This window comes from Planococcus sp. TJ-201 (assembly GCF_058268495.1).
Map to the genome: position 1 here is coordinate 1,036,182 of NZ_JBZDOG010000001.1, position 16,457 is coordinate 1,052,638.

Annotated in this window: 20 protein-coding genes; 9 read left to right on the forward strand and 11 right to left on the reverse strand. The window is 45.8% G+C overall.

The genetic code is table 11. The annotated features are described in order from the left end of the window. Positions 1 to 326: 326 nt before the first annotated feature. The 3 genes from speB to AC4EG4_RS05235 form a co-directional block, all read right to left on the reverse strand. Entirely contained in the window at positions 327 to 1,199 is an 873-nt protein-coding gene (gene speB, locus AC4EG4_RS05225; RefSeq protein WP_394121377.1) for an agmatinase, read from the reverse strand. A 3-nt stretch (positions 1,200 to 1,202) separates the two neighbouring features. Further along, on the reverse strand, positions 1,203 to 2,036 hold the full coding sequence (speE, locus tag AC4EG4_RS05230) for a spermidine synthase (protein WP_490977357.1): 834 nt from the start codon (positions 2,034 to 2,036) through the stop codon (positions 1,203 to 1,205). 430 nt (positions 2,037 to 2,466) lie between these two features. Further along, a complete protein-coding gene (locus AC4EG4_RS05235; RefSeq protein WP_490977356.1) occupies positions 2,467 to 2,985 on the reverse strand; it encodes a YwhD family protein in 519 nt (172 codons plus the stop codon). A gap of 61 nt (positions 2,986 to 3,046) precedes the next feature. Here AC4EG4_RS05235 and thmT point away from each other — a divergent pair, with 61 nt between their 5' ends. Then, positions 3,047 to 3,232: a 2-hydroxymuconate tautomerase gene (gene thmT / locus AC4EG4_RS05240; protein ID WP_038704761.1), complete on the forward strand. Its 186-nt coding sequence runs from the start codon at positions 3,047 to 3,049 to the stop codon at positions 3,230 to 3,232. A 49-nt stretch (positions 3,233 to 3,281) separates the two neighbouring features. Here the strand turns inward: thmT and AC4EG4_RS05245 are convergent, their stop codons facing one another. The 3 genes from AC4EG4_RS05245 to lipL are packed head-to-tail and all read right to left on the reverse strand — an operon-like array spanning position 3,282 to position 5,957. After that, positions 3,282 to 3,776: a YwgA family protein gene (locus AC4EG4_RS05245; protein ID WP_490977355.1), complete on the reverse strand. Its 495-nt coding sequence runs from the start codon at positions 3,774 to 3,776 to the stop codon at positions 3,282 to 3,284. After that, positions 3,777 to 5,081, reverse strand: a complete 1,305-nt coding sequence (locus tag AC4EG4_RS05250; protein WP_490977354.1) for an HD domain-containing protein — start codon at positions 5,079 to 5,081, stop codon at positions 3,777 to 3,779. Positions 5,082 to 5,135: 54 nt separating this feature from the next. Further along, a complete protein-coding gene (lipL, locus tag AC4EG4_RS05255; RefSeq protein WP_490987117.1) occupies positions 5,136 to 5,957 on the reverse strand; it encodes an octanoyl-[GcvH]:protein N-octanoyltransferase in 822 nt (273 codons plus the stop codon). 175 nt (positions 5,958 to 6,132) lie between these two features. Here lipL and hemQ point away from each other — a divergent pair, with 175 nt between their 5' ends. Further along, positions 6,133 to 6,882: a hydrogen peroxide-dependent heme synthase gene (hemQ, locus tag AC4EG4_RS05260; protein ID WP_490977352.1), complete on the forward strand. Its 750-nt coding sequence runs from the start codon at positions 6,133 to 6,135 to the stop codon at positions 6,880 to 6,882. 343 nt (positions 6,883 to 7,225) lie between these two features. Here the strand turns inward: hemQ and AC4EG4_RS05265 are convergent, their stop codons facing one another. The 4 genes from AC4EG4_RS05265 to AC4EG4_RS05280 are packed head-to-tail and all read right to left on the reverse strand — an operon-like array spanning position 7,226 to position 9,343. Beyond that, the gene (locus tag AC4EG4_RS05265) at positions 7,226 to 7,603 is read right to left on the reverse strand and encodes a DUF423 domain-containing protein (RefSeq protein ID WP_490977351.1); all 378 of its coding nucleotides are present in this window, start codon (positions 7,601 to 7,603) and stop codon (positions 7,226 to 7,228) included. A gap of 20 nt (positions 7,604 to 7,623) precedes the next feature. Further along, positions 7,624 to 7,884, reverse strand: a complete 261-nt coding sequence (locus AC4EG4_RS05270; RefSeq protein WP_490977350.1) for a YwdI family protein — start codon at positions 7,882 to 7,884, stop codon at positions 7,624 to 7,626. 59 nt (positions 7,885 to 7,943) lie between these two features. Further along, a complete protein-coding gene (locus AC4EG4_RS05275; protein ID WP_490987118.1) occupies positions 7,944 to 8,618 on the reverse strand; it encodes a uracil-DNA glycosylase in 675 nt (224 codons plus the stop codon). Between the two features lie 5 nt (positions 8,619 to 8,623). Then, the gene (locus tag AC4EG4_RS05280; RefSeq protein ID WP_490977348.1) at positions 8,624 to 9,343 is read right to left on the reverse strand and encodes a DUF4230 domain-containing protein; all 720 of its coding nucleotides are present in this window, start codon (positions 9,341 to 9,343) and stop codon (positions 8,624 to 8,626) included. A 70-nt stretch (positions 9,344 to 9,413) separates the two neighbouring features. Between AC4EG4_RS05280 and AC4EG4_RS05285 the strand changes: the two genes are divergently transcribed. The 5 genes from AC4EG4_RS05285 (at position 9,414) to AC4EG4_RS05305 (ending at position 13,433) form a co-directional block, all read left to right on the forward strand. Continuing rightward, a complete protein-coding gene (locus AC4EG4_RS05285; RefSeq protein ID WP_490987119.1) occupies positions 9,414 to 9,668 on the forward strand; it encodes a hypothetical protein in 255 nt (84 codons plus the stop codon). A gap of 60 nt (positions 9,669 to 9,728) precedes the next feature. Further along, on the forward strand, positions 9,729 to 10,562 hold the full coding sequence (pdxK, locus tag AC4EG4_RS05290; RefSeq protein ID WP_490977346.1) for a pyridoxine/pyridoxal/pyridoxamine kinase: 834 nt from the start codon (positions 9,729 to 9,731) through the stop codon (positions 10,560 to 10,562). A gap of 306 nt (positions 10,563 to 10,868) precedes the next feature. Beyond that, complete coding sequence (locus AC4EG4_RS05295; protein ID WP_490977343.1) at positions 10,869 to 11,219, forward strand: YojF family protein; 351 nt, start codon at positions 10,869 to 10,871, stop codon at positions 11,217 to 11,219. A gap of 14 nt (positions 11,220 to 11,233) precedes the next feature. After that, positions 11,234 to 11,923, forward strand: coding sequence for a bacillithiol biosynthesis deacetylase BshB2 (gene bshB2 / locus AC4EG4_RS05300; RefSeq protein WP_490987120.1), 690 nt, complete (start codon positions 11,234 to 11,236; stop codon positions 11,921 to 11,923). Positions 11,924 to 12,080: 157 nt separating this feature from the next. After that, on the forward strand, positions 12,081 to 13,433 hold the full coding sequence (locus AC4EG4_RS05305; RefSeq protein WP_490977341.1) for a YjiH family protein: 1,353 nt from the start codon (positions 12,081 to 12,083) through the stop codon (positions 13,431 to 13,433). Between the two features lie 72 nt (positions 13,434 to 13,505). Here AC4EG4_RS05305 and AC4EG4_RS05310 read toward each other — a convergent pair whose 3' ends face one another. Then, the gene (locus tag AC4EG4_RS05310) at positions 13,506 to 14,450 is read right to left on the reverse strand and encodes an L-threonine 3-dehydrogenase (RefSeq protein ID WP_490987121.1); all 945 of its coding nucleotides are present in this window, start codon (positions 14,448 to 14,450) and stop codon (positions 13,506 to 13,508) included. Between the two features lie 464 nt (positions 14,451 to 14,914). Here AC4EG4_RS05310 and AC4EG4_RS05315 point away from each other — a divergent pair, with 464 nt between their 5' ends. Then, complete coding sequence (locus AC4EG4_RS05315; RefSeq protein WP_490977339.1) at positions 14,915 to 15,742, forward strand: amino acid ABC transporter substrate-binding protein; 828 nt, start codon at positions 14,915 to 14,917, stop codon at positions 15,740 to 15,742. Beyond that, a complete protein-coding gene (locus AC4EG4_RS05320) occupies positions 15,729 to 16,430 on the forward strand; it encodes an amino acid ABC transporter permease (protein WP_490977916.1) in 702 nt (233 codons plus the stop codon). The genes AC4EG4_RS05315 and AC4EG4_RS05320 overlap by 14 nt, the downstream gene beginning before the upstream one ends. Positions 16,431 to 16,457: the final 27 nt, after the last annotated feature.

Sequence of the window (16,457 nt, forward strand, 5' to 3'; positions counted from 1 at the left end):
CGGGGGGTACGGCCTCAGCCGCTTCCTTCGCTATGCTCAGTCCAGGGTCTTCAGCTCGTACTGATCCCCCAGGAGTCGCCGCCCTCCACTATTTCTTCTAAAAGAATTGCAGCTAACATAGCGGTAAACTAATCAGTATGATATGAAGCAAACCAGTGGAGACCCCTATGGAGCTGCATAACTACATTGAGAAATTTAGATAGCCGCCAAGCCAGAAGTAGTTCAGATCAAAACCTTAGCCGTTGACGTCACGACTTGCTGGCAAGACAGAAAGTTTCCTGGCTTCTTGCGGGAGTCCTTTCCAATATAGATTCTTCATCTTTCTCCTATTTTATCCAACCCAAAATCATTTCGCGCATCAGCTTGCTGGCTGTGTTGGCGGTTTGGTCGGAATGGTCGTAGACGGGTGCAAGCTCGACAAGGTCGAAGCCGACCACGTTGACGCCTGAAGCTGCGATTGCGTGAATCGAAGCGAGCAGTTCGCGGGATGTGATGCCGCCTGCGTCGACTGTGCCCGTGCCTGGTGCATGCGCCGGGTCCAACACGTCCATATCAATGGTTACGTAGACATTGCGGCCTTCCAATGTTGGCAGTATTTCTTTCAACGGCTCAAGCACTTCAAACTTTGAAATGTGCATGCCTTGCTCTTTTGCCCACTCAAATTCTTCTTTCATGCCTGAGCGGATGCCGAATGAATAGACATTTTTCGGTCCGATGTGGTCCGCAATTTTGCGGATCGGCGTCGAATGGGAATATTCCTCGCCTTCGTAGTTTTCACGAAGGTCCGTATGTGCATCAAAATGGATGATGGCCAAATCGTCGTATTTGCTGGCGACTGCTTTCATGACCGGCAATGACACCAAATGCTCACCGCCCATGCCCATTGGGATTTTATTGTCTGCCAAAAGCGTGTGGACGTAAGTTTCGATTTCTATCAGGCTTTTTTCCGGATTGCCGAACGGCAACGGAATATCGCCTGCATCAAAAAACTTAACGTCGCCCAGCTCGCGGTCAAGATACGGGCTGTATTCTTCCAATCCGATCGACACTTCACGGATTTTGTTCGGGCCAAAACGGGATCCGGGACGGTAGCTGACTGTCCAATCCATCGGCATGCCGTAAAGAACGGCTTTTGATTCTTCGTAATTCGGATGGCTTTTGATGAATACTTTTCCTGAGTATGTCTCGTCAAATCTCATCGCTTATTCGCCTGTTAAATCTTTCACGAATTTCGGCAAGACGAAAGCAGCGTTATGCAGCTCAGGTGTATAGTACTTCGTATCGATTTCATGGAAACGCTCAGCCGGCACTTCCAGTGGGTTGTATTTTTTCGAACCGATCGTGAACGACCACAAACCGCTCGGGTAAGTCGGGATGTTCGCGAGGTATAGCTTCGTGATCGGGAAAATCTCACGGACATCGCTTTGGACTTGTTTGATCAAGTCCGGAGTGAACCATGGGTTGTCTGATTGCGCCACAAAAATGCCATCTTCTTTCAAGGCTTTCGAAATGCCTGCGTAGAAGCCTTTTGAGAACAAATTGACTGCCGGTCCGACCGGTTCAGTTGAATCCACCATGATGACGTCAAATTCGTTGTCAGATTCCGCAATGTGCATAAAGCCGTCTCCAACGATTACTTCTACGCGTGAATCTTCCAAGCCTGATGCGATGCTTGGCAAGAATTTTTTCGAGTACTCGATTACTTTGCCGTCAATGTCGACAAGCGTCGCTTTTTTGACAGATGGGTGTTTCAGAATTTCACGGATGACGCCGCCGTCTCCGCCGCCAACGACCAAAACATTCTCTGGGTTCGGGTGCGTGAACAATGGTACGTGCGCCACCATTTCATGATAGACGAACTCGTCTTTTTCAGAAGTCATGACCATGCCGTCCAAAAACAGCATGTTGCCCCATTCAGCCGTTTCCGCCATTTCCAAATATTGAAAATCCGTTTGTTCTGTATGAAGCGTTTTGTTTATTTTCATTGTAATTCCGAAATTCTCTGTTTGCTTTTCTGTATACCAAAATCCTGCCATCTATAATCAAACTCCTTTTCAATCTGAATCGAATCCACTTAAAAAAGTATAAGTGTTTTCCATAAAAGTGCAATATTTTTTTCCTCTTCTTCTTTACCCGCCTACAGTGCCGCTACACTCCAAATAAAAAGGTTTTCTGTACAGGGAATTTTTTCCCTTCACAGAAAACCTTTTTAAAGCCTGATGGTGCGGAGAAAGAGACATGAGGCATTGGGCTTGGGTTTTATCGCAATGGCTCACGGCACTTGCTCGCTATCAGGTGTCCTAGCTTTCTATTGAAAAGCTGTAGCTCTAGTGTACTGCCTTTTATAGACAACTTCAACCATCCAATGGAAGCAAATTGAAATGTCACATTCTGTTCAAAAAACTGCATTTTTAGTAGATATTTCGTTTTTTCATGTACGTACTTTATTGACTCTAGAAAAGTTGTTTACTTGCGGCCAAGGTCATGGTGAAGCTGTTCGGCACTGCGTTGCCACATTTCCGGATTATGGGTTTCCAAGTATTCGGCCAGCACCCGTTTTGACGGTTCATCCATGTGGTCAACAAGAATTTTGCGCTTCATCGATTTGTCCATACGGTTGACGTGATCGGCTAGAATTTTATAGCCGCGCCGCTTTTCCCGGTTGACGACCATTTCACACGATGCAACGCCTGCGTAGTACGGGCCTTCCGGATTGAAGTCGATGGTGATCCACACAAGCCAGTAATCTTTGCCGCCGGCAGAATCTTCACGGTTTGTTGTAAACTTAATGCCGCGCTCTACTTCACTGCGGGCGTGCATCGCGCCGATGTCAATAAACGCTTCCTGCTCCTGCACGTCAATAAACAGCGGTGAGACGTTTTCCAAGGATAAAGAACCGATGCCATAGCCTTTATGGCCGGCTGTCGGATCGTTTTTTATAATGGTAAAGCCTACTTTTTGTTTTGGTTTTTCTTCGTTCGCCATTGTCTGATTCCTCCGTTCTGCTATGATGATAGTATTCTCAAGAAAAGGAGCTGTACCCATTATGCCATACGTAACTGTAAAAATGCTCGAAGGCCGCACAGAAGATCAAAAACGCGCACTTGTCGAGAAGGTATCCGAAGCTGTTTCTGAAACAACGGGCGCACCTATCGAAAACGTCACCGTCTTTATCGAAGACATGAAGAAAACCGATTACGGCACAAAAGGCAAATTGTTTTCAGATCAGTAAGAAAGCATTCAAAACTCCCGTAGCGGGAGTTTTTTCGTTTCCCCTCTATTTACGAACGAAGCTCCTCTATAAAAGCAAAAGCTTCATCGATTTCCTCAGCCGTAAAGTTCAGCTTTCCTTTGACAACATGCAGTTTATCGATTTGTTCCTGACGATTTAAATTATCAAAATACAGTAGCGTTGCGGTCAATTCCAAAAAACGACCGCTTTTGGCATTCAGTTTTTCTGCCGTCAGCGGGTTATTCAAAACCGATTTCCCCAATACTTTACGGAACTCCTGGCCTTCTTCCGTGACGCTATATCTATATTGAACGTAAGAGCCTTTGTCTTCTAATGCCTCGGACAAGAACCCCATATCGCATAATTCATGTACACGAGCAGTCAGTTCTTCTGAATACGGCCCGTAAATATGGAACTCGTACTTTTCCTGAAACGGCATGTCCATTTTTTTCATGATGTAAATCATTTTCTGCAATTTCTTGCGGCCGGTGACACCTTCCGCTGTGGCAATAAAGTCCACAATTTTTGCGTGTTCCTGGAGCAACTAGAGCCCTCCTTCTCGAAGCATTTCCAAAATCTGCTGCTTGATGGCTTTTTTCTTGCCATCGATCAACAGTTCCGCTGGAAAGTACAATTTATAATCAGTTCTGCGTTTGCCGGAAATGGCGTCGACAATCTGGGACAAACGGGACAATTCCTTGATGTCGCCGTTTGGCATCAGCAAATGGATCGGCAGCCGCTCTTCTTCCTCGCCCGGACGGTAAAAATCGTAGGGCAGATCGGATGTCGAGTCATCAATCAAATAATACTCCGGATCGATGCCGGCAGAATGGAACAGTTTAGCAAGTTCACCTAATTTTTTATAGTCCTTGCCGGGATCAAAATCGACATATTGAAACAATCTGCGGTTAACGAAACGGTCACAAAGATCTGACAAAATCGGATCGCGTTCGTTCATCCACAATTGGAAATACGTCATCAATACGCCTTCATCCAGCGCCAAATATTCTTTTAACGTAAAGCTGCGGTCAAAAAACGCCAGAAAGTGGGTCGGCGGCTGAGAAAATTTATAGCCGCTCTCGCTCAATTCTTTTGCACGCTGCAGAATTTTCCGCAAAATCACTTCTGCGCTGCGGGCAACCGGGTGGAAATACACTTGCCAGTACATTTGGTAGCGGCTCATGATGTAATCTTCGACGGCGTGCATGCCGCTCGACTTAATAACTACCTGATCATCCAGCGGACGCATAACCCGAAGAATCCGTTCCATGTCAAAATGGCCGTAAGAAACACCAGTATAATAAGCATCACGCTGAAGATAATCCATGCGATCTGCATCGATCTGGCTGGAAATCAGCGACACGACTTGTTTATTTGAATAGGTTTTGGCAATAACTTCCGCCACTTTCTTTGGAAAGTCTTTCGATACCTTCAACAGGATTTCATTGACTTCGGTATCTCCCAACAAAATTTCCCGCGTAAACTCCTCGTGGTCAACAGCAAAAACTTTTTCAAATGAATGCGAAAACGGTCCGTGGCCCAGATCGTGGAGGAGCGCAGCGCACAAAACAACGAGGCGTTCGCTTTCATCCCATTCCGGACGGCCATGAAAAATATCATCCGAAATTCTTCGGACGATTTCATAAACGCCAAGCGAGTGGTTAAAACGGCTGTGTTCCGCGCCGTGGAAAACTAAATACGAGGTGCCCAATTGCTTGATTCGGCGCAAACGCTGAACTTCCCGCGAGTTGATCAGATCCCAAATCACTTGGTCGCGCACATGGATATACCGGTGAACCGGATCTTTGAAAACTTTTTCCTCAGCTAACTTTTGCGTTGCGTAGCTCACTCGCGCACCTCCAGATTTTTCATGTACCAGCTATTCTACACTAGCGCCTCTCTTCTATTCAAGAGGGCGTTCCAGCATTTTGCGGTTCCGTTCGACGACCCGCTCCAAATAAAATCCATACAATTCCGTCTCACTTGGCTGCAGCGGCATCGGTCCCGGCGCTCCCATCAAAGCATGGAGATCCAGCACCACTTCCTGAACTGTAATCTGTCTGCCCAGCAGCTCACTGAGCGAAGCCATTGTTTCGGGTTTTATTTCCGGGTAGGCAAACTTTGTTTCTTCGCCTTGCAATCCAGTCTCATAGAATTCGCGGATAACTTTTGCGCGCTCTGAGCCGCTGCCTTCGATGCACAAATACACTTGCACCGCAATGCCGCGGCGGATTCTCCGCTGTGAGATACCCGCGAATTTACGGCCACCAATGCTCAGGTCATAGGATCCCGGGCAATACGAGCCGGTAATTTCATAAGCCTCAATATCAGCTTCTGGAAACAGTTCCTGAACCAAATCGAGCATTAGTTCATAGCCAGCTGATATGTCGATCGCGTTGTCCTTTTCCGACAGCACGAGCGAAATGTTCAAGACGCCGGCGTCCAGCACCACCGCCAGTCCGCCTGAGTTCCGGACAATCGGTGTAAAACCATGCGCTTTCAGTGTATCCATGCCTTCCTCAATATGCGGCAGCCGGTGATCTTGAATTCCAAGGACCACGGTATCATCATGCACCCACGTACGGACGGTAGGGGCGCTTTTTCCCGATCCCACCAATTCACAAAGTGTATCGTCCGCTGCAAACGACTCCAGCGCAGAACGGTTTTTGGCGCTCAAGGACTGATCCCAGAAGCGCCAGGATGTTTCTTCAAAAAATAACGGCATGGCCATGTCTCCTCTTCCTGCAATTCCTTGTCTTCAGTTTACCCTTTTCGGGACCCGCTGAAAACCCGAGTGCGTCATGTCAAATTGGTGACAGCCATTAGTTAACAAGGCAGTCAAAGAGACGTTGTGATAAACTGGTTGGTGAGAGATTTACATTAAAAGGAGTGTTTGAGCAATGAATGAAGCAGCGATTACATTAGACGGCTGGTACGTCCTGCACGATTTCCGGTCAATGGACTGGGTATCATGGAAAATGCTTGAGGACGAAGAACGCCAATTCGCGATCGACGAATTCCAGGCATTTATGGAAAAAGTAAACCAAGCCGATGAAAATAAAACCGGCGCACACGCTTTGTATTCAATTGTTGGCCAAAAAGCCGACTTGATGCTGATGATGTTGCGCGAAACAATGGATGAATTAAATGAGCTTGAAACGGAATACAACAAACTGACATTGATCGCTTATACAGTTCCAACGTATTCATACGTTTCCGTTGTTGAGCTGTCCAACTATTTGGCTGGAAAATCCGATGAAGATCCTTACCAAAACCCGCATATTCGTGCGCGCCTGTATCCAGAGCTTCAGCGTTCGCAGTACATCTGCTTCTACCCGATGGACAAACGCCGCGACGGCGATGACAACTGGTACATGCTGCCGATGGACACGCGTAAAGAATTGATGCTGTCCCACGGCAAAATTGGCCGCAGCTATGCTGGCAAAGTTAAACAGATTATTTCTGGATCTGTCGGCTTTGACGACTACGAATGGGGCGTGACCTTGTTCGCAGACGACGTTCTCCAGTTCAAAAAACTAATCTATGAAATGCGCTTTGACGAAGTCAGCGCGCGCTACGCCGAATTCGGTTCATTCTATGTCGGTACAAGACTAGATGCCGAAAGAACCGTTAAATTTTTAGACGTTTAATCAATGCATGCTGAAAGCCGCCTTTTTGGGCGGCTTTTTTGTTTGATTTGTATGAGACCGCACCTCGTGAGATGATTTCCGCACCCCAAACGAATGAAAGCGCACCTCGCAGACCCATTTCCGCACCTCAAACGTCTCAAACCGCACCTCCCTGCAAAATTGGCGCTGATTTCCAGTTGGTATTTACCAGTTATTTGGATATACTTTCTGTCTCAAGTAAATTACTTTCTATTTCTGCAAAAATACTTTCCAAACAAAGGGAATTACTTTCCAAATCAGCCAGTTTACTTTCCACAACCCAAAAAGAGGGCAATCCGCACAAGCGAATTGCCCTCTTCCACTATTACAATGCTTTTACTGCAGCAATGATAACCATTACCCAAGCGGCGATAAAAGCAACGCCGCCGATTGGCGTGATGGCACCGAGAATGCTGATTCCAGTTAAGCTTAAGACATAGAGGCTTCCTGAAAAAATGACAATTCCAGCAAGCATTAAGTAGCCTGCCCAGTTCAATGAGCTAAGAGAACCAAGAAGAGAAGAGCTCATTAGGATGGCAATGACCATTAAGCCAACCGCATGAAACATTTGATATTGCACAGCAGTTTGCCATGTTTCCAAATACTTGTCCGCAACGCGCCCTTCCAGCAAATGGGCACCAAACGCGCCAAATGCGACAGACAGAAGAGCGTTAACCGCTCCGGCAATCAAGAAAAACTTCATATTCAACTTCCTCTTTCCATTTAAAATTCAAACAGCGAATCGCCGTTTGCGTCTTCTTCTTTCAGCTTGTTGACGGCAGAAACCGCCTGCGGCTGAGGGGAAGCAAGCGGCATAGCACGCGGTGCTTGCTTCTCGATCATCGGTTGATCATCCTCCAGCAGCAAATCACATAACGCGCGGATCGCCGCAACAGAGTCACGCACTTTTGCAGGATCGCTGGTTCGGGCACGCATTGTGTGCTTGTCGATTTCAGTTAAAATACGCATTGTATCGATGGCCATGGTACAGCCCCCTCTCCGTTTCGAATTAACTCCAGTTTACCACGGCATTCTATCACAGGTCAGTCTAAACAGAAATCGATCGGCGCTTGGCCGCGGCTTTGTAACAGACTGTTCACTTTTGAATACGGACGGCTGCCAAAAAATCCACGGCTCGCGCTCAGCGGGCTCGGATGCGGTGCTTCGAGAACGTCGTGCTTATCGAGGTCGATGAGCCGTTTTTTCGTTTGGGCAGGTTTTCCCCACAACACAAAAATAACCGGCTCTTCACGCTCAGACAATTTACTGATCACTTGATCCGTAAACGTTTCCCATCCTTTATTGCGATGTGAATTCGCTTCACCGGCTCTTACCGTGAGGACGGTGTTCATCATCAGCACGCCTTGGTCAGTCCATTTCGTCAAGGTGCCGTCCTGTGGTTTCCCGCAGCCAATGTCTTCCTTCAATTCTTTGAGCATATTACGCAGGCTCGGTGGATGCGGCACTCCCGATTGGACCGAAAAGCTTAAGCCATGTGCTTGGTTCGGTCCGTGGTAAGGATCCTGTCCCAGAATTACCACTTTGACATCTTGATACGCGGTATGTTCAAAAGCCGACCAAATGTTTTCCATGGCAGGGTAAATGGTTTTTGCTGCATACTCTTCTTTCAAAAACTCACGCAGTTCTAAATAATATGGCTTCTCGAACTCTGCACCCACAACATCCTGCCAGTCATTGTGAAAAATTTGTTTTTTCATACCTCTCACTCCTCAAACTCTACCGTTACATCATAGTCTACCAAATTGAACATTTCTTGAACCGAACGAGCCGCATTGTCTTCTGCAGTTTGCAGCACACCTTGGCCCTCCGTTTCTTCGAGCATCAGGTTTTTCGCCTCTTCTGCCAGTTCGTAAGCTTCAGAAATGTCAGCCCCACTGCGGAATAGCCCTTCATATGAATACACTTCTACTTGGTCCATAAAAAGCTCCGGGCCTCCAAGAAATTCTGCTGGCGGCAAGGTTAATGTGGCTGTTTGGGCTTCTTCATCAAGAACGATGTCGTCCTCGCCCACTTTGGAAAAATCGATGCCAGCGCGGACCGATCCAGGAATCACGACAAGCAATTGCCGTCTCGTGCCCGGCAGATCAAGCCCGATTTCCTGGCCAAATACCGCATTGTCTTCGCGTTCAATAATGACTTTTGAAAAAGCTTCCGCTGTCGACAATTCATTCAAGTCCTGCACACGTTCTAAAAAAGCGCCTTTGCTTTCAGTAAAGGTGCTGCCTTGGATCATCCAAAATGCACCGAGCGGCAAAGCCACGGCTAATAGCAATAAAACCGCGATTAGCACCAGAAACGAATTGCGCCATACACTCATCATCAATTTCGTGCTTTTCCAAAAGCCGGATTCTTTCGTATTCCCTTGCTCTTTCATTTCTGCCAATAAACGTTCGATTTCTGTCAATTTTGGATCTTTCGCCAAGAAAACCCCTACTTTCCTATGTTCTATTCATCCTGGCTTCATGGTACGATTGCTTAAAGGAGCGATCAGGATGGCCGATTGGCGAGAAAAAATCACCAGTGTTTCAAAAACTAAAGGCACAAGTGCACCAGAAGGCGCAAAGCGCGCCGCATTGGGCTGTCTTGGCCTACTTGTAGCAGTTGTTTCCATTCTAACATTACTTATTGCGATTGGTCTTTTTAAAAGCGGCTTTCTATTGATGGGCATTTTCACCACCATCTTCCTGCTAATCTGCATTGCCACAACTGTTTTGCTGCTTGCGCCAAATAAGCGCAATCCGTTGTAAATGCTCGAATTTTTGTTAAAATGGGGGCAATGACATAATCCACTTAAAGGAGATATTCGAATGACACTCAAAAAAACCTTAACAATCGCTGGTTCTGACACTTCCGGCGGAGCAGGCATACAGGCAGACCTTAAAACATTCCAGGAACACGGCACATACGGCATGAATGCATTGACCGTTATTGTCACTATGGATCCTGAAAATGGCTGGAGCCATGGAATTCACCCCATCGCACTCGATACGCTGGATGCTCAATTAACCACAGCGTTTTCTACCGGTGTTGATGCGTTGAAAACGGGCATGCTGCCAACTGTCGATATTATCGAAATGGCCGGCAAAGCCATTGCCGAATCTGGCATCAAAGATGTTGTCATTGATCCGGTTATGGCGTGCAAAGGTGAAGACGAAGTCCTATTCCCTGAAAACGTGGATGCCATGATCCAGTATTTATTGCCAAACGCCAAAGTTGTGACACCAAACTTGGTAGAAGCAGGTCAATTATCAGGACAAGGTACTTTGCAGACTGTGGAAGATATGCAAAGAGCAGCTGAAAAAATCTACGCGCACGGCGCTGAGTATGTAGTCATCAAAGGCGGCAAGCAGTTAAAACATGAAAAAGCGGCCGATTTACTGTTTGATGGCAAAACACATTATCTGCTGACATCTGAAAAAACAGACACTACTTACAACCACGGTGCTGGCTGCACATTCGCAGCAGCAATCACGGCCAACTTGGCAAATGGCCAATCGGTCAAAGACGCAGTCTTGAATGCCAAAGTTTTTGTCGCAACAGCCATCCAGCACGGCTGGAAGCTGAATGAATATGTCGGCCCCGTTATGCACGGTGCTGCATCGAAATTTACAAAATCCGAAGTTGAAGTAACTGAATTATAAAATGGATTCGAACAGGCTGTCGCTGAAAGTCATGAAAATGACTTTCAGCGACAGTTTTTTTGCGACCAGATTTTATTGCTGTCGGATTGAGGTGCGGTTTTTGTGTCGTGAGGTGCGGCCATTGGCGAATATGGTGCGGTTTTGGGCCTGTGAGGTGCGGTTATTGCAACATGAGGTGCGCTTAACAGCTTTTGAGGGGCGGTCGGAAGAAATTCCAGCATAATACTTGCCCGTTAAGCATCCTAATCGCATTATCTGCCGTAATTCCCTATACTGTTAGAATACCGATTGTATAGGAGGCACATCATGGAACTAGTTGAAGTAAAAAAACTGCAGGTTGAGTTGGATGCATTCGCAGGCAGAGATGTCTACCTTCATTTGGAAACGACAAACGGCTCGTATGCGACGCATTTTAACGAAGGCTTTTTCAACGCCGGTGCATTTATCCGCAACGTTGTCATTAATTATGAACTTGGTAAAGTAGTCGGCGACAGCCCGCATCGCGTTGGACTGAAATTGCCGCATGGCTGGGTCTATGCGCAAGGCATAACCCATTACGAATTGGATGATCAGGGCCGCTTGCTTTTGGCAGGACACGATGGCTCTGGAAAATTGGCGGTAGCGCTGCAAATCAGCGAAACACCGTTCAGTTATTAAGGGAGGCACTCACAATGACAATTTCAGAAGAACGCCATGTGCTGGTCGTCTTCCCACACCCGGATGATGAAGCGTTCGGAGTTTCAGGAACGATTACGACACATATCAACCAAGGCACTCCGGTTACATACGCCTGCTTGACACTCGGCGAAATGGGCCGTAACTTGGGCAATCCTCCGTTTGCGACGAGAGAATCACTTCCGGTCATCCGCAAAAAAGAGCTTCAGGCTTCTGCAGATGCAATGGGACTGACCGATCTTCGGATGATGGGGCTGCGTGATAAAACCATTGAATTTGAAGACGACGAGAAAATGGTCGGATTGATGACTGATTTAATTGAAGAGCTGAATCCTTCGAAAATCATCACTTTCTATCCAGACTTTGCTGTCCATCCGGACCATGAAGCAACTGCCAGAGCGGTTGTCCGTGCGGTTCGCCGAATGAAAGATCGCCCAACACTGCATTGCGTTGCTTTTGCGAACAATACTATGGAAGTGCTCGGACAACCTGATGTCGTCTACGATATCCGTGAAGTCCGCGATCAAAAAATGAATTCCATGAAAGCCCACATCTCTCAAACTGCCTGGATGCTTGAAGAAATGGAACACAAGCTCGAGCAAGGCGATCCCGAGACAGAAAACTGGCTGACAAAAGAACGATTTTATAATTATCGATGGGATGAAGATTTCGAAAAATCCTTTTAAATGAGCGATCCCTCAACTTTTTCTCAGTTGGGGGTATTTTTTATGAACGTTTTCAGATAATATAAACATTGGCTGTAAAGCGTTTTCATAAAGAAACGAATACATAAACAGTCATTAACATGCGTATTTATGCACTTAGAAAAAGGGGGAGTTATTTGTGAAAAAGTTTTCTGCTTCAACCTGGCTACTGTTTCTGATTCCTTCTTTACTCGGAATCCTGCTTTTCCTGGTGCCAATTCCAACTGAAGATGGCTGGATGGTAACCATAGCAGTTCTTGCCAACTTCATGGCTGGATCCATTGAATCCATCGTACCGTGGATTATGATGGGCATCTTGATTGTAGCCGCTTTGGGTTCATTGCTCTTTATTACGAAAAAAGTTAATGAAACAGAAGATGTTTCGTTTATCGACAAGCTTTTCAACGTCAATCTTTTCTGGACGATCGTTCGGATTCTTGGCGCAGTTTTTGCAGTTATGGTCCTGTTCCAAGTTGGACCTGAACCCGTTTGGAACGAAAACACGGGTGGCCTTCTGCTTGCAGGAGATGGCTTGCTGTCTTTCCTTTTTACTATCTTCTTGTTTGCCGGACTTTTCCTTCCACTTTTGATGAATTTCGGTTTATTGGAATTTTTTGGTACGATGATGGTGAAAATCATGCGTCCGCTTTTCCGTTTACCTGGCCGCTCGTCGATCGACGCTTTGGCATCATGGGTTGGAGATGGCACAATTGGCGTTTTATTGACAAGCAAACAATACGAAGCAAACAAATACACACAGCGTGAAGCAGCTATCATTGGAACCACTTTCTCAGTAGTTTCGATTACTTTCGCTATTGTTGTCATTCAGGAAATCGGTCTTGGCAACTACTTCTTGCCTTACTATGGAACTGTAATCCTTGCAGGTATTATTCTTGCGCTCATCATGCCGCGCATTTATCCCCTGTCAAAAAAACCAACCACTTTCATGGATGGTTCTCCACAGGAATCTCAGACAGAAGATGTTCCAGAAGGTTACAGTGTCGCTTCTCACGGCATCGAAAATGCGTTAACGAAGGCAGAAGATAACCGCTCCGTCAGCAAGTTTTTTAAAGACGGCTTTAAAAATGTGCTGGATATGTGGATCGGTGTTGCACCCGTCGTTATGGCGTTCGGTACAGTTGCTTTAATCTTGGCTGAGTACACGTCCGTATTTACAGTACTCGGATTGCCATTCGAACCGTATTTGAGATTGCTTGGTGTTCCAGAAGCAGCTGAAGCCGCGCAATTAATGGTTGTTGGATTCGCTGATATGTTCTTGCCTGCTATTTTGGGAGCAAGCATTGAGTCCGAGATGACGCGTTTTGTTGTCGCTACTATGTCAGTAACGCAATTAATTTACATGTCTGAAGTCGGTGGATTGTTGCTCGGCTCTAAGATACCCGTCAACATCTTTGACCTGATCATCATCTTCCTGCTTCGTACAGTAATCGCTTTGCCGATTATCGTCGGTGTCGCGCATTTGTTATTCTAATCAAACCTAAAAACGCCATCCGCATGCTGCGGATGGCGTTTTTATAATTTTCATCAATTCAACGAGATTCACTTAAACGAGCTGAAGCTTTTTTTTTAGTTTTTCCAGCATATCGAAAGTCATCGCATCCAAATCGTAAGAAGCTTTAAAGCCCCATTCGGATTTGGCCGCAGATGCATCAATACTATCCGGCCAGCTGTCTGCAATTTCCTGGCGGATTGGATCAACTGCATAAGACAGCTTGAAATCAGGAATGTACTTGCGGATCGATGCCGCGATCTGCTCCGGTTCAAAGCTCATCGCCGTTACATTAAATGCATTTCGATGAATCAATTTGGCAGGATCTGCTTCCATCAAGTCGACGATGGCTTGCAGTGCATCTGGCATATACATCATGTCCATATAGGTGCCTTCAGCAATGTAGGACGTGTAACTGCCTTGCTCGATTGCTTTGTAATAGATATCCACTGCGTAATCAGTTGTCCCGCCGCCAGGCTGTGCCACGTTTGAAACTAACCCTGGAAAACGGACGCCGCGTGTATCGACGCCAAACCTTGTATGGTAATAATCACACAATAATTCACCGGCAACTTTGTTGACACCGTACATCGTAGTTGGACGCTGCAGCGTATCTTGCGGTGTATTGTTTTTAGGTGTTGATGGACCGAATGCGCCAATGGAACTGGGTGTGAAAAATTGCATGCCAAGCTCACGAGATGCTTCGAGCGCATTTACAAGGCCGCCCATATTCAGGTTCCAGGCAAGCAGCGGTTTTTCTTCAGCAGTCGCAGACAATAAAGCTGCCATATGGACCATTGTATCCGCTCCAAAATACTTTGCCAAATCGTGCATTCTCTGTGCATCTGTGACATCCAAAATTTCAAAAGGACCTGATTGATCGGCAGTCTGGCGGATATCTGTCGCCAGTACATTGTCATGTCCATAAATGCTGCGCATTTTTCCGACAAGCTCCGACCCGATTTGTCCCAAAGCACCTGTAATCATAATTCGCTCCATTTTCAACACTCCTTTTCGATAAAACGATTGTCCTGCTTAAAAACACAAAATATTCCTTATAAACCTTGTTATTTTAAGCTTTATTATTAAGTTATTATAAGATGTTCTCTTTAAAAACACAAACATTTTTTTGGGATTAAGAACACTAAAGCTTGGCAGTCCATATCTCCAAAAGCTTTAAGTGCCGGCGGAATGACGTTTTGAAGACCCGTCAATAAAGTGGATTTTTTTTTGCGTTCACTTCATTTGAGACTGCTGTAAAGGCATGCTATAATAAATCAGCTTCAGGATTCTGTTAGTTTGAATATAAACATTCCTTTTTTTATTCTTAAACCTACTATTCCAGTTGGTCAAACTGGTTTTACTTTTTGCATTCATTATGGATGGAAGGAACTTAAAGGATTATAAACATTCATCACGGAATCACGGAACTCAAATTATAAAAGAATAGAGGAGAAATTTTTATGAAGAAATTTAGTTTGGCATTTTTATTATTGATGGCAATGTTGGTATTGGCGGCTTGCGGCGGCGGATCCACTGAAGAAGATCCAACGACGGATGATGCAGCGGAAAACGGCGAAGCGGCAGACGATCTACTTGCTAAAGTTCAAGAAGAAGGAACATTGGTGATTGGTACAGAAGGAACTTACCCTCCTTTCACGTTCCACGATGAGACCGGTGAACTAACTGGGTTTGATGTTGAAATCGCACGTGAAGTAGCAGATCGCTTGGGCGTGGAAGCTGAATTTCTTGAAACACAATGGGACGCAATGTTTGCAGGTTTGGATGCTTCCCGTTTTGATATGGTAGCCAACCAGGTTGGGATCAACCCGGAGCGCGAAGAAAGCTATGAGTTTTCAGATCCATACATCACTTCTACTGCCGTATTAGTAGTTGCAGAAGACGACACTGAAATTCAAAGCTTTGACGACTTGGAAGGCAAACTATCTGCACAATCTTTGACAAGCAACTACGCTGAAACAGCAACATCATTTGGTGCAGAACTTGAAGGCGTTGAAGGATTTAACCAGGCCATTGAATTATTAAATTCTGGACGCGTTGATGCAACAGTAAACGATAATTTAACCGTTTTGGATTTCTTGAATCAGCGTCCGGATGCGCAAGTAAAAGTTGTTGATGAGTCTGAAGATGCTGCACAAAGCGGATTGTTGTTCAGACAAGACAGCGGTGCAATCGTAGATGAAGTCAACCAAGCTTTGGCTGACATGATTGAAGACGGCACATACGATGAAATTTCAGATAAATGGTTTGGTGAAAATGTACTTGAATAGCATTTTTTCGGATCCGGTCAGAATGGAACGGCTTGTGGATATTGCGCAATCCTCATTTCTTCCATTAATCGAGGCAACGATTCAATTTACGTTGCCTCTTTCGATCATTTCCTTTATTTTTGGGTTGATCTTAGCAGTCCTAACAGCTTTGGCGCGAATTTCAACCGTGAAAATTTTCCAAATCATTGCTCGGATTTACGTTTCTATTATCCGGGGCACACCGTTACTGGTTCAATTGTTCATCCTATTTTATGGATTACCGACGCTCGGCATTACAATCGATCCATTTCCGGCGGCAGTTATCGGCTTTTCACTAAATGTCGGTGCCTATGCTTCTGAGGTAATTCGAGCAGCCATTCTGTCGATTCCAAAAGGACAATGGGAAGCTGCAGATACAATCGGAATGTCTTACACGCAATCGCTGCGGCGCGTTATTTTGCCCCAGGCATCGCGTGTTTCCTTGCCCCCTCTTTCGAATACATTTATTAGCTTGATCAAAGATACATCACTCGCTTCTCTTATCCTAGTGACGGAGATGTTTAGAGTCGCCCAGCAAATCGCCGCGACCAACTATGAGTTCCTGCTGTTATACGGACAAGCGGCCTTGCTTTACTGGATCATCTGCTTTGCCTTGTCACTCGTGCAAGGAAGACTCGAAAATCGTTTTGACCGCTATGTTTCCAGATAATAAAAGCAGTTCACTGATTGCAGTAAG

Bases quoted from the DNA above. Each gene is read 5' to 3' on its own strand.
- AC4EG4_RS05295 (WP_490977343.1), top strand. From the start codon at position 10,869: ATGGAACTAGTTGAAGTAAAAAAACTGCAGGTTGAGTTGGATGCATTC.
- AC4EG4_RS05275 (WP_490987118.1), bottom strand. From the start codon at position 8,618: ATGAAAAAACAAATTTTTCACAATGACTGGCAGGATGTTGTGGGTGCA.
- AC4EG4_RS05270 (WP_490977350.1), bottom strand. From the start codon at position 7,884: ATGGCCATCGATACAATGCGTATTTTAACTGAAATCGACAAGCACACA.
- AC4EG4_RS05285 (WP_490987119.1), top strand. From the start codon at position 9,414: ATGGCCGATTGGCGAGAAAAAATCACCAGTGTTTCAAAAACTAAAGGC.
- AC4EG4_RS05320 (WP_490977916.1), top strand. From the start codon at position 15,729: ATGTACTTGAATAGCATTTTTTCGGATCCGGTCAGAATGGAACGGCTT.
- bshB2 (WP_490987120.1), top strand. From the start codon at position 11,234: ATGACAATTTCAGAAGAACGCCATGTGCTGGTCGTCTTCCCACACCCG.
- speE (WP_490977357.1), bottom strand. From the start codon at position 2,036: ATGGCAGGATTTTGGTATACAGAAAAGCAAACAGAGAATTTCGGAATT.
- AC4EG4_RS05310 (WP_490987121.1), bottom strand. From the start codon at position 14,450: ATGGAGCGAATTATGATTACAGGTGCTTTGGGACAAATCGGGTCGGAG.
- speB (WP_394121377.1), bottom strand. From the start codon at position 1,199: ATGAGATTTGACGAGACATACTCAGGAAAAGTATTCATCAAAAGCCAT.
- pdxK (WP_490977346.1), top strand. From the start codon at position 9,729: ATGACACTCAAAAAAACCTTAACAATCGCTGGTTCTGACACTTCCGGC.
- thmT (WP_038704761.1), top strand. From the start codon at position 3,047: ATGCCATACGTAACTGTAAAAATGCTCGAAGGCCGCACAGAAGATCAA.
- hemQ (WP_490977352.1), top strand. From the start codon at position 6,133: ATGAATGAAGCAGCGATTACATTAGACGGCTGGTACGTCCTGCACGAT.
- AC4EG4_RS05265 (WP_490977351.1), bottom strand. From the start codon at position 7,603: ATGAAGTTTTTCTTGATTGCCGGAGCGGTTAACGCTCTTCTGTCTGTC.
- AC4EG4_RS05315 (WP_490977339.1), top strand. From the start codon at position 14,915: ATGAAGAAATTTAGTTTGGCATTTTTATTATTGATGGCAATGTTGGTA.
- lipL (WP_490987117.1), bottom strand. From the start codon at position 5,957: ATGCCGTTATTTTTTGAAGAAACATCCTGGCGCTTCTGGGATCAGTCC.
- AC4EG4_RS05235 (WP_490977356.1), bottom strand. From the start codon at position 2,985: ATGGCGAACGAAGAAAAACCAAAACAAAAAGTAGGCTTTACCATTATA.